The 11,675-nt window shown below is 59.5% G+C and carries 14 protein-coding genes; 3 read left to right on the top strand and 11 right to left on the bottom strand.

The features are described from left to right. Window positions 1-17 precede the first annotated feature (17 nt). From soxX to ABWV89_RS01055, 8 genes are all read right to left on the bottom strand, one after another. On the bottom strand, window positions 18-686 hold the full coding sequence (gene soxX / locus ABWV89_RS01090; RefSeq protein ID WP_353393372.1) for a sulfur oxidation c-type cytochrome SoxX: 669 nt from the start codon (window positions 684-686) through the stop codon (window positions 18-20). 21 nt (window positions 687-707) lie between these two features. Further along, a complete protein-coding gene (gene soxA, locus ABWV89_RS01085; RefSeq protein WP_353393370.1) occupies window positions 708-1,508 on the bottom strand; it encodes a sulfur oxidation c-type cytochrome SoxA in 801 nt (266 codons plus the stop codon). Between the two features lie 73 nt (window positions 1,509-1,581). Continuing rightward, on the bottom strand, window positions 1,582-1,893 hold the full coding sequence (gene soxZ, locus ABWV89_RS01080; RefSeq protein WP_353393368.1) for a thiosulfate oxidation carrier complex protein SoxZ: 312 nt from the start codon (window positions 1,891-1,893) through the stop codon (window positions 1,582-1,584). 71 nt (window positions 1,894-1,964) lie between these two features. After that, the gene (gene soxY, locus ABWV89_RS01075) at window positions 1,965-2,420 is read right to left on the bottom strand and encodes a thiosulfate oxidation carrier protein SoxY (RefSeq protein ID WP_353393366.1); all 456 of its coding nucleotides are present in this window, start codon (window positions 2,418-2,420) and stop codon (window positions 1,965-1,967) included. Window positions 2,421-2,467: 47 nt separating this feature from the next. Next, complete coding sequence (locus ABWV89_RS01070; protein ID WP_353395122.1) at window positions 2,468-2,800, bottom strand: c-type cytochrome; 333 nt, start codon at window positions 2,798-2,800, stop codon at window positions 2,468-2,470. A gap of 125 nt (window positions 2,801-2,925) precedes the next feature. Beyond that, window positions 2,926-3,996, bottom strand: a complete 1,071-nt coding sequence (locus ABWV89_RS01065) for a c-type cytochrome (protein WP_353393364.1) — start codon at window positions 3,994-3,996, stop codon at window positions 2,926-2,928. Between the two features lie 8 nt (window positions 3,997-4,004). Next, a complete protein-coding gene (soxC, locus tag ABWV89_RS01060) occupies window positions 4,005-5,279 on the bottom strand; it encodes a sulfite dehydrogenase (RefSeq protein ID WP_353395121.1) in 1,275 nt (424 codons plus the stop codon). 103 nt (window positions 5,280-5,382) lie between these two features. After that, a complete protein-coding gene (locus tag ABWV89_RS01055; RefSeq protein WP_353395120.1) occupies window positions 5,383-5,760 on the bottom strand; it encodes an ArsR/SmtB family transcription factor in 378 nt (125 codons plus the stop codon). A 354-nt stretch (window positions 5,761-6,114) separates the two neighbouring features. Between ABWV89_RS01055 and ABWV89_RS01050 the strand changes: the two genes are divergently transcribed. From ABWV89_RS01050 to ABWV89_RS01040, 3 genes are all read left to right on the top strand, one after another. Further along, a complete protein-coding gene (locus ABWV89_RS01050) occupies window positions 6,115-6,417 on the top strand; it encodes a c-type cytochrome (RefSeq protein WP_353393362.1) in 303 nt (100 codons plus the stop codon). 20 nt (window positions 6,418-6,437) lie between these two features. Continuing rightward, a complete protein-coding gene (locus ABWV89_RS01045) occupies window positions 6,438-7,718 on the top strand; it encodes an FCSD flavin-binding domain-containing protein (protein WP_353395119.1) in 1,281 nt (426 codons plus the stop codon). Between the two features lie 77 nt (window positions 7,719-7,795). Beyond that, window positions 7,796-8,419 (top strand): c-type cytochrome, encoded by a 624-nt coding sequence (locus ABWV89_RS01040; RefSeq protein ID WP_353393360.1) that lies wholly within the window; start codon window positions 7,796-7,798, stop codon window positions 8,417-8,419. 412 nt (window positions 8,420-8,831) lie between these two features. Here ABWV89_RS01040 and fba read toward each other — a convergent pair whose 3' ends face one another. Genes fba through gph form a run of 3 tightly spaced genes read right to left on the bottom strand, consistent with a single transcriptional unit; the run spans window position 8,832 to window position 11,673 of the window. After that, complete coding sequence (gene fba, locus ABWV89_RS01035) at window positions 8,832-9,899, bottom strand: class II fructose-bisphosphate aldolase (protein WP_353393359.1); 1,068 nt, start codon at window positions 9,897-9,899, stop codon at window positions 8,832-8,834. 53 nt (window positions 9,900-9,952) lie between these two features. Further along, the gene (gene gap, locus ABWV89_RS01030) at window positions 9,953-10,951 is read right to left on the bottom strand and encodes a type I glyceraldehyde-3-phosphate dehydrogenase (protein WP_353393357.1); all 999 of its coding nucleotides are present in this window, start codon (window positions 10,949-10,951) and stop codon (window positions 9,953-9,955) included. Next, window positions 10,948-11,673, bottom strand: coding sequence for a phosphoglycolate phosphatase (gene gph, locus ABWV89_RS01025; protein WP_353393355.1), 726 nt, complete (start codon window positions 11,671-11,673; stop codon window positions 10,948-10,950). Before gph ends, gap begins: the two co-directional genes overlap by 4 nt. Window positions 11,674-11,675 lie beyond the last annotated feature (2 nt).

Below are 11,675 nucleotides of genomic sequence, written 5' to 3'. Positions count from 1 at the left end.
CGACGGCGATCTCACATTTACTGGTTCACTGGCGACTTGGGATCGAGCAACAAGGCCATGATGTCCTTGAGCTGCTGTTCTTTCAGAATGCCATTGTGGCCAAATCGCGGCATGAGTGAACAGGCACTGTAGGCACGCGCGTTGTACAACTTGCCCCAGGTGTACTTGACCACTTCCTGGGCCGCAGCGCTGTTCGGGTCAGTGACGCCTCGCAGCTTGCCGTAGTTGTAGAGGCTTGGGCCGATCGTGCCGAAGGAAATCTCTTCCTTGGTCAACTGGTGGCAGTTGTAGCAGTTGCCACCATTGACATCACCGGCCTTGTCACGCCAGGTCTCGCCCTTGCCGCTTTGAGCCACTTCTTCACCGGCTTCCCAGTTGCCCAGGAACTTGCCGTCTGAAGGCCACTGAATGGTCTTCATCTGTGCCGCCTCCAGCATCTTGGCACTGCTTTCGTCGAGCGGCTTGCCGGCCACATCGGCCGCAGAGCAAAGGCGGTTGGCCTCGTCCTGCTTGAGGCGCTCAACCTTGGCGATGCCCTTGTCCTGGAACGATTCCTTGGCCACCTTGGCGGTCATGGCATCGTAGTCGGTGCCTGCAGCTGCAGAGCCCCCACCCACGGTACAGGCTGCCAGTGCTGCAGCGGCAACAGGCATGGCCAGCCAGCTTGCAATTTTTGTCTTGGTCATGTTGTTAGTCTCCTGCTGCGATCAGCGCTTGATGGCCGGAACGCCAGACTTGGCACCCTCGGCATTGACACCCATGTACACGCTCAGAGCGATCGTGGCATCACTGCCAAACTTGGGCTCCGGGAAGCGCTGCTGACGATAGCAGTCGTTCAGACGTTTTTGCATGGTCCACAACTGGGCATTGGAGACCCGGTAGGCAGGCCAGGCCGCGAAACCTGTGGCATCGCCTGGGTTGACCGTGAGATTGGGCAGATCCTGGAGGCGAATCCGCTTGCCATCCTGGCCATGGCAGGTGGCGCAGGAAAAATCGTGCGGGCCGCTGCGCTGGAAGAACAGGCGCTTGCCGACTTCGTACATGTCCTTTTCCTGCTGCACCTTTTGCGGCACGGCGAAAGGCATGTCCTTGGACTGCGTGGCGATATAGGTCACCAACGCAATCACGTTGTTGCTCTCGTTCTTGCGGTATGGCGTCTCGAGCAACTCCTGGGCATCAAATCCCTGCAACTGTTCCATGCAGTGGATCAGGCGGGTTTCCAGGTCCATGACCTTGCCTGTGTCCTCGAAATACCTGGGCATTTCCACAAACGCACCCTTGAGCACGCCGGGGCCTTTGCCAAAATCACACTGCTCGAGCGAAGCTTTCTTGGGGCCGCGTTTCTGCGTCCACAATTCCTCGCCCTGCATTTCGAACAATTCGGCCGGGTTGCCGTCTTGCAGCATTTCCCGGTACTGGGCGATGGCGTCGGCGGTCGATCCCTGGGCAGAAGCAGCCCCGGTATACGCGACCATCGCAGCCGCCAGCGCGAGCACTTTGCGTTTCATCTGGAAGTCTCCTCGTTTTCTGTGGAATGCAAAGCGGCCAGTGATATCGCTGGCCGCTCGGGGAACAGGTTTGTCAGGAAATGGTGGCTTCGTCGGTACGGGACTCGCCTTTGTTGTCGGTCCACTTCACAACCACCTTGTCTCCACCAGCACCGCCGTTGAACTTGAATGCCAGGAAGGGATTCTGGGAGACGGAGCCGCTGAAACGGCCTTTGAGCACAGCCTTGCCGTTGTGGGAGGCCTCAATGTCGGTGATGTGGTGAGCAGGGATGAGGTTGCCGTCAGAGCCTTTGCGGGTGCCTGGCTCCATGGGGTGTGCCATCAGCACGCGAACAGTGGTAACGCCGTCTTTGGCTGCGGCGCGGATGCGCATCGGACTTGCCATGATGAACTCCTAATGAATCGTTTGAATGTCGGTATGGGATCGGTGACTGGTGAGGTGTCTGTTGCGGGCGATCAGCCGCCGCAGCCACCCAGGGTCACTTTGGTTTCCTTGACGGCCGAGTACAGCTTGCCGTCTGCCTTGACGATGGCGTAGACGTTGGTGCTCTGGCCCATCTTCAGACGGGTCTGCACATCAGCCACGGAGCCTTCGGGGATCTCGAAAGCGCAAGACAGTGGAGACGGGTTCTTCTCGACGACGAAATAGATGTCCGTGGTCTTGGGCAGATTGCTCACTGCGCCAACAGGCACCACAGCACCGTTCTCGGCAATATCGGGAGAGACGATGGTGACCTGGTCATTGGTGGCAGGGGTGCCGCCCAGCGCCTTGAGAGCGTCATCGAGGTTCTTGGCCTGGAAGGCTGCATTGTCGACAGCGGCCTGTGCCTGGCTTTGGGTGATCACGCCCAGGGAAATGAGGGTGGCGAAGGCACCCGTGGTTTTGATTGCGTCGCGACGGTTTGGATTCATGTTTGACTCCTTGGAAAATTTGGATCGTTGAATCGGGCAACTACCGATTACTTGTCTGGTGCACCGGCGAGAATCCACTCGGCGAGCAGCTTGAGTTCGTCATCTTTCAGGTTGGGTTGCGGAGGCATGGGCACCGGACCATATTTGCCAGACCCACCAGCCTTGATGCTGGCAGTCAGCTTGGTCACGGCATCGGCCTCGCCCTTGTGCTTGGCAGCGACGTCCTGGTAGGACGGGCCCACCAGTTTCTTGTCCGCTGCATGGCAGGCCAGGCATGCGCTCTTGGAAGCAAGTGCCTTGGCAGCAGCGGCGTCAACCGCATATGCCTGCCCTGCTCCCAAGCCCGCCAGGGCCAGTCCAGCTACCGCAAAAATTTTCATCGACATAGCGTAGGTTCTCCTCATCAAAAGAACTATCGGGTTTACGAGTAATTGCTAATATTCTTGAACAAACAGGCAACAACTTTGCTGCGCCTGACTGCTCATTTCCTGACAACTCACTGAATCTACTTGGCGCCGGCGGCGATCCAGTCCGCAATGGCCTTCACGTCGTCATCCGAGATCTGGCTTTGAGGAGGCATCGGGACGTCACCGTACACGCCAGAACCACCTGCTCGGATCTTGCCCTTGAGGTATTCCACCGCGTCCTTGCGGTCCTTGTTCTTGGCGGCCACTTCATTGAAGCCGGGGCCGACAATCTTGGCACTGACACCATGACACGCCGTACAGCCATTGCTGTCAAGTAGCGCTTTCGGGTCCACTTCCGCCGCGCCGCCTTGCGGCACCACCGCCACGACAGGAGCAGGGCTTTGACCAGCTGGCGCCTTGGATGCCGGCTTGGTGGTGTCTGCTCCGCGCACCGGACCGATCACGCGGTTCTGGATCTGGATGTTGCCATGCGCGTCACGGGCAAAGTCAGGCAGGCTGGAGTGGATCTTGGTGTCCACCTCACAATCTTTCATGCATGCAACGTTCTTGACATCACCCTTGCCATTGGTCACCCACATCGGCTCATAGAACACCATACCGTTGCGGTTGGGCATGCGCTCCTGGACCTCTGCGATGTTCTTGTCGGACAGTTCGTAGTCCGCCGGCACGATGTTGGCCAGGTTGAGCAAGTAGGCGAGCACCGCATAGACTTCGTCGGTCTTCAGGGTTTTCGGCGCGTTCCATGGCATGGCACGGTTGATGTAGTCCCACAGCGTTGAGACGGTGGCCACCTTCATGATGGTCGTCTTCTGCGGGAAACGGTTGCCCTCTTCCAGGTTTTTCACACGCCCGCGCTTGATGTCGTCAGCGGTGGTTCCCCCGATCAAGGGTGTGAACACTTCGTTGGATTCGCCAAAGATGCCATGACAGGAGGCACACTTGCTTTCCCACACTGTGGCGCCATCGTCGACGGTGCCCTTGCCCGGAGGAAGGCCCTTGAAGTCCGGGCGTACATCGATGTCCCAGGCCTTGACTTCTGCAGGCGTGGCATCTCGGCCAATCTTGTCCCAGGGTTGACCTGCGGCCCATGCCCCGGCGGTGCTGAAGGCGATTGTGGCGGCGAGGATGCGAAGGGTATTGCGATTCATTTTTTTCATCAGTACACCTGCACGTTGGAGACTTCACCGTTTTCCGACACCAGCCAGCTCTGGATGGCGTTCTGGTGGTAGACGGACTTGGTGCCGCGCACGGCGCGCAGTTGGTTGATCTTGGGTTGAACGTATCCGGTGCTGTCGATGGCTCGCGCCTGCAGAACTGCGGGTTTGCCGTCCCACACCCAGTCGATGTTGAAACGTGTCAGCGCCTTCGGAAGAACCGGCCCCTCCAGACGCGCTGTGCGCCAGTTTCGGCCGCCATCGACGCTCACGTCGACGCGCTTGATGGTGCCGCGGCCGGACCATGCCAGGCCAGTGACGTTGTAGTAACCCTTGTCGAGCAGCAACTGACCAGCCGAAGGCGTGGTGATCACGCTCTTGCATTCCTGCACACCGGTGTACTGGCGATGGGTGCCGTCCGGCATGTGGTCGATGTAGTGCACAGCCTCGTCTTTGGCAGCGTACTTCTGATCGCCCACTTCGATGCGGCGCAGGTACTTGACCCAGCTCACACCCTGAACGCCGGGCACCACCAGTCGCAGCGGATAGCCGTTCTCCGGGCGCAGCATTTCGCCATTCATGCCCCAGGCCACGATGACATCGTCCATGGCCCGTTCGATGTCGATGGTGCGGGTCATGGAAGAGCCGTCAGCACCTTCGGCCAGCACGAACTTGGCCTTCTTCTTGTCAATGCCGCACATCTCGAGCAGCGTGGAGAGCAGCACACCCGTGAACTCGGAGCAGCTGAGCATGCCGTGGGTGTACTGCACAGAAGGCAGGGCCACATTGCCCCACTCGGGCGCAGAGTTGGCACCACACTCGATGAAGTGGATACGCGAGACGCTGGGCAGGCGCATCAGGTCGTCCATGGTGAAGACGCGTTCGCGCTTGACCAGGCCGTTGATCATGAGGCGATGCTTGGAAGGATCGATGTCCCACCAGCCCTGGTGGTGACGCTCGAAGTGCAAGCCGCTGGGCGTGATGATGCCGAACAGACCCTGCAGTGGCGTGAAGCTCACGGAGGCCTGGGTCACGCGGGTCAGACCCGGACTTTGACGGCGCTGGAGGTTGGCCTCCCATTTGCTGGGCTGGCCATATGCATCGGTGATCACCCCTTTGCCCAGCCCGGTGCTGTGCTCGGGAAGCTTGAGGATGGACTCTTCGCCTTCGGCGGCGGCCATCGCACGGGTGCTGGCAGCAGCAGACGCTGCCACGCCTGCGCCCATCGCGAGTGCCTTGCCCATGAAGCTGCGGCGCGCCTTGCGGGCCTCCTCCATTTTCTCGGCACTCAGGAAATTCTCGGGCGCATGCACGACACGCCCAATCACGTCTCTCAGGTCTTTGGCCACGGTCTTCGTCCTTGGTGTGGTTGATATCGGGTTAAGGTGAATCCGGAGCGGTGACGTCGCTCGGGAGTTTGTTGCTCATGGCCTGCGCAAACTCTTCAAAGCTCTCGCGCGTGGCGGCCACCGAGTCCACGCGACTGACGACCTGAACCGAGACGATTCGGCAAAGATCGGTGTACATGGGGTCGGCGACGGAATAGAACACCTGGGTACCTTCACGGCGGCGACTCAGCACGCCGGACTGGTACATCAGGCCAAGATGTCGGGATGCGTTGGCTTGCGCCAGACCCGTGAGCGCAATGAGTTCGCTCACGTTCTTCTCTTCGTGGCAAAGCGCGTGAAGAATGCGCAAGCGGGCAGGCTCGCCGAGCACGCTGAAATGGCGCGCAACGGATTCGAACACTTCCTGCATGTCTTCCACGGCTTGTCTCCACGGTCGTTCTGTTGATTTCGCCATCAACTATATGATTGATTGCGAATATTCCGATTAGTGTAAACCCGAAAGCCTGACTGTGTCAGGTACCGCTGTGCAGAAGCCCATTTCAGCCTGACCTCTTATACCCACCAGAGTAGGGTTTTCACGGTCCAGCCTTGGATTTGGCGCACGTTACGATCGGTCATCTAAACATTCGCAAGAACTGATGTTTGTTTGGCGTCAGCTTCCTTAGCTACGGTTTAGATAGTGAGTTTCGGCACGGCGACGCCAGGCGCGAAACCGGCCAAAACTCATACCAGCGTTGATTTCACACAAACACCGGAGATGACGATGAAAAAAAATGTGAAGTGGTTTGCCCTGGCAGGCTTGCTGACCGCTGCTTGTGCCGCACAAGCCGAGGTCAACCAGGTTCGCGTGTGGGCAGCCGCCTGTGCCAACTGTCATGGCACAGACGGACATGCTCTCAAGGGCATGGAGGCCTTGGCGGGCAAGGACAAGGATGAGTTGCTGGAGAAGCTGATGGACTTCAAGACCGGTCGCAAACCTGCCACCGTGATGCACCAGCTCTCCAAGGGCTACACCGATGAGCAGTTGGCCCAGCTCGCCGCCTACTTCGCAGCTCAGAAAAAATAAGGACAGGAGATCTGATCATGATTCAACGTCGACAATTCGTACAGACGCTGGCCGCTGGCTCCGCTGTTGCAGGACTGGGCACCATCACCGGGTGTGCTTCCGTGGGCGGCAGCCAGGGCAAGGTGGTCGTCATTGGTGGAGGCTACGCGGGCGCCACGGCTGCCAAATACGTGCGCATGTTCTCCGACTACGGCATCGAAGTCACATTGGTCGAACCCAACCCGACCTTCATCTCCTGCCCCATCTCCAACCTGGTCCTGGGCGGCTACAAGACCATTGCGGACATCACCACGCCTTATGACAACCTGACCAAACGCCACGGCGTCAAGATGGTGCACGACATGGTCGAGTCCATCGATGCCGACAAGCGCATGGTCAAGCTTGCCGGCGGCAGCACCCTGCCCTATGACCGCCTGATCGTCTCCCCCGGCATCGACTTCATGTGGGAGACCATGCCCGGCATGAACAAGCCGGGCGCACAGGACAAAGTGCTCCACGCATGGAAGGCCGGCGCGCAAACCGTGGCCCTGCGCAAGCAGCTGGAGTCCATGCAGGACGGCGGCGTCTACGCACTTTCGATCCCCAAGGCCCCGTACCGCTGCCCCCCCGGCCCTTACGAGCGTGCGTGCATGATCGCCAGCTACTTCAAGAAGGAAAAGCCCAAGAGCAAAGTCATCGTGTTCGATGCGAACGACGATATCCAGTCCAAGAAGGGCTTGTTCATGAAGGCCTGGGACGAGCACTACAAGGGCATCATCGAGTACCGCCCCAAGCACCAGGTCGTGGACGTCGATGCGGCGACCAACACACTCAAGTTCGAATTTGCGGACGACTTCAAGCCAGCCGTGGCCAACGTCATCCCGCAGATGCGCGCCGGCACCATTGCTCGCAAATCGGGCCTGGCCACTGCCAACGACCGCTGGTGCGAAGTCGACTTCCTCACCTTCGAGTCCACCGTCGCCAAGAATGTCCATGTCCTCGGTGACTCGGTTCAGGGTGCGCCCAAGATGCCGAAGTCGGGTCACATGGCCAACCAGCATGGCAAGACCTGCGCTGCAGCCGTGGTCGCATTGCTGATGGGCAAAGTGCCACCAGGCATGCCGATCTACGCCAACACCTGCTACAGCTTCGTTGCGCCTGACGAAGTGGTGCACGTGGCCAGCGTTCACAGCTACGACGCCGAGAAGAAGACCATGCTGCCCGTTGAAGGCGCAGGGGGCATCTCCAAGGCCGCCAGCGAACTGGAAAGCCGTTACGCGTGGGCATGGGCGCAGAACATCTGGGCTGACACCCTGGCCTGAGCGCGCTTTGCTTGCTTACCGAGGCCCCGCCGAGGCGGGGCCTTTTTCAACTCCGAATATCAGTAATGGGTGATGGAATGAAACACTCTCTGTCGCAACGTTGGGTCGCGATTGGCCTGGTGGCCACCGCAGCCTTGATGGCCACCGCAAACGCTCAGGCGCAGGACGAAACCATGGCCAGGGCAAAGAAGCTCGCGGGAGGCTCGTGCTTCCTGTGCCATGGGGAAAGCGGCGACTCCACCAGTGAGGTGTTTCCTCGTCTGGCCGGTCAGCACGCGGAATATGTGGCCAAACAGCTTGAGGCGTTCAAATCCGGGCAACGCAAAAGCACGACCATGGCCGAAATGGTAGCCAAGCTGACCTCCGACGACATGCTGGCCCTGGGCAAGTACTACGAAGCCATGCCGGTGACCAAACATGAGGTGAAGGAACCCGAGCTGGCAGCCATGGGCGCCTACATCTACAAGAACGGCAACAAATTCAGTGGCGTGCCCGCTTGCGCAAGCTGCCATGGACCACAAGGCGAAGGCGCTGCGAACCTGCCCCGCATTGCCACGCAGATCTCTGGCTACATTCATACCCAGTTGAAATCCTTCAACAAGCGTGAACGTACCAACGACAACGCGGTGATGCACGCGGTGGCCGAGAAAATGACGGAGCTGGAAATGGCTGCCGTTGCCGAATATTTGAGTGGCAAGTGACACGCATTGTCGGGCCCTGCCCGACGGACAGACTGCTGCGCTGTACCTTGCGCTGCTCGACCTTTCGGAGTGCATGACGGAAAGCGAGAGCAGCGCTGGGGAAGGCTGAGCCTTCCCCAGGTTTACCGAGTCCGTGGGTAATCGGCCCCTGCGATTGCCGTTATGCGTTGGCGAGTAGCGCAGGGCTGGGCGGATAAGGGCTGCGCATGTCTGAAGGCCGCGAAGCGGACAAGTTTGCGCAGACCCCGCACGGTCCGAGCAACGGAGTGTGCCCGCAGCGAAGCGCAGGGGCAACGCATCCGGCTCGCCTTTCTTTTGCTTACTTTTCTTTGGCGAAGCAAAGAAAAGTGAGTCGGCCGCCGGGTCGAAACCCGGCTCAGCGCGAAAGCCAACGACATACAGCAAAGGGGCGTCAGGCCACCCGAGCTGCCAGCTCTCCCTTGTCGTAGCGCTTTTGCATGGCCTCCAGGTTGTGGACCTTGCCGATCTTGCTGGCCATGCCGGCACTACCGAAAGCCTCGTAGCGATTGGCGCAGATCGCTTGCATCGCCTTGGTGGCTTCCTTGTAGAACTTGCGTGGATCGAAGTTCTTGCGGTCGTCGGCCAGGAACTTTCGAATGGCGCCGGTGCTGGCCATGCGCAGGTCGGTGTCGATGTTGACCTTGCGAACGCCATTCTTGATGCCTTCCACGATCTCCTCCACTGGCACGCCATAGGTCTGGCCCATGTCGCCGCCGTACTGGTTGATGATCGCGAGCCAGTCTTCCGGCACGCTGGAAGAACCGTGCATGACCAGGTGGACGTTGGGGATGCGCTGGTGGATCTCTTTGACGCGATCGATGCGCAACACCTTGCCCGTTGGCTTCTGGGTGAACTTGTAAGCGCCGTGGCTGGTACCGATGGCGATGGCCAGGGCGTCCACTTGCGTCTTGGCAACGAAGTCAGCAGCCTCGTCCGGGTCGGTCAACAGTTGGGAGTGATCCAGCTCACCTTCTGCACCGTGGCCGTCTTCCTCGCCGGCCTTGCCGGTTTCCAAGGATCCCAGGCAGCCAAGCTCACCTTCGACCGACACGCCGCAAGCGTGGGCGAGTTCGGCGACCTGACGGGTCACCTCGACGTTGTACTCGTAGGATGAAGGCGTCTTGCCGTCGGCCTGCAAGCTGCCGTCCATCATCACCGACGAGAAGCCGGACTGGATGGATCGAAAGCACACGCCTGGAGTGGCGCCGTGGTCCTGGTGCATACACACAGGGATGTGTGGGTACATTTCGATCGCAGCGGCGATGAGGTGACGCAGGAAGGGCTCGCCGGCATAGGAACGCGCACCGGCGGAACCCTGCAGGATCACCGGGCTGTTCACAGCATCGGCGGCCTGCATGATGGCCTGCACTTGTTCCATGTTGTTCACGTTGAACGCAGGCAGACCGTAGTTGTTTTCAGCTGCATGATCGAGCAGCTGACGAAGAGAGATCAGAGCCATGTTGATGTCCTTGATTCAATAATCAGAAATCAGATTGCAAAAAGAGCGGCGCTTCAGCGGCCCACAACGCGTGTCATTTCCAGGCACTTGTTGGAGTAGCCCCACTCGTTGTCGTACCAGCTCACGACCTTGATGAAGGTCTTGTCCAGGGCGATACCGGCTTCGGCGTCAAACACCGAGGTGCAGCTCTCGCCACGGAAGTCGGTGGCCACCACTTTGTCTTCGGTGTAGCCGAGCACGCCCTTCATGGCGCCTTCGCTCTGGGCCTTCATTTCGGCGCAGATCTCTTCGTAGCTCGCGTCTTTGCTCAGCTCCACGGTCAGGTCGACCACGGAGACGTCAGACGTTGGCACGCGGAAGGACATGCCGGTCAGCTTCTTGTTCAGCTCGGGAATCACCACGCCCACTGCCTTGGCTGCGCCAGTGCTCGAAGGAATGATGTTCTCCAGAATGCCGCGGCCGCCGCGCCAGTCTTTGTTGGACGGGCCGTCAACGGTCTTTTGCGTGGCGGTGGCAGCGTGCACCGTGGTCATCAGGCCGCGCTTGATGCCCCACTTGTCGTTCAGGACCTTGGCCACGGGGGCCAGACAGTTGGTGGTGCAAGAAGCGTTGGAGATGATGGCCTGGCCAGCGTAGGTACTGTCGTTCACGCCGTAGACGAACATGGGGGTGTCGTCCTTGGAAGGCGCGGACATGATGACCTTCTTGGCACCGGCCTCGATGTGCTTTTGCGCGCCTTCCTTGGTCAGGAAGATGCCGGTGGATTCGATCACGACGTCAGCACCAATCTCGCCCCACTTGAGGTTGGCCGGGTCACGCTCTGCCGTCAGGCGGATCTTCTTGCCATTGACGACCAGGTTGTTGCCGTCGACGCTGACTTCACCCTTGAAGCGGCCATGCACACTGTCGTACTTGAGCATGTAGGCCAGGTAGTCGGGCTCGAGCAAGTCGTTGATGCCGACAACTTCAATGTCTTCGAAGTTCGCGACAGCTGCGCGGAACACCATGCGGCCAATGCGGCCAAATCCGTTGATACCGACTTTGATGGTCATGTGGAAAGGTCTCCTCTCGATGATGGGGTTTCTGCAGAAACCAGGTTGGCCGGCAGCAACGCCGACACGTTTTCAATCACTCGGTCAGCCCCGGCCTCTTCAATGGGCTTGCCCATGTTGTAGCCATAAGGCAGTGCCCACACCGCAATGCCAGCTCGGCGCGCGGTCTCGATATCGATGGAAGAGTCACCAATGAAAATGGTGCGCTCCGCCGTGGTTCCAAAGCGCTCGATGCACTGCTCAATCGCCAGCGGGTTGGGCTTTTTCACGGGCAGAGAGTCGCCGCTGATGACCACATCCAGCACCGAGCGCAGGTTGTGGGCATCAATCACCACGCGGGTATAGCGCTCTTCCTTGTTGGTCACCACCCCAAGCTTCACGCCCTGCGCGCTCAAGGCTTCCAGGGTTTCGCGAACTTGTGGATACAGCGTGCTTCGGGTGCCGCAACGCTGCAGATAGTGGCGCCCAAAAGTCTGCTCCAGTGCAGGAAAGCCCTCAGAGTTGCGTATTGCATCTGTTGTGGTGCCCATGGCGTCCGCAAAGGCCTTGATCAGCAACTCGCGGGTACCATGCCCAATCCAGCTGGTGACCGTCTCCAGCGGGGCTGCAGGGAATCCGGACGCCTGCAAGGTGTCGTTGCATGCATCTGCAATCTCAGGTGCGGTTTCGATCAGGGTGCCGTCAAGGTCGAACAGCACCAGGTCATAGGGATAAGAAGACATCG

Source organism: Hydrogenophaga sp. 5NK40-0174, assembly GCF_040372165.1.
Lineage (GTDB): Bacteria > Pseudomonadota > Gammaproteobacteria > Burkholderiales > Burkholderiaceae_C > Hydrogenophaga.
The sequence above is the reverse complement of the archived record's forward strand: the minus strand, read 5'-3'. Positions and strand labels throughout refer to the sequence as shown.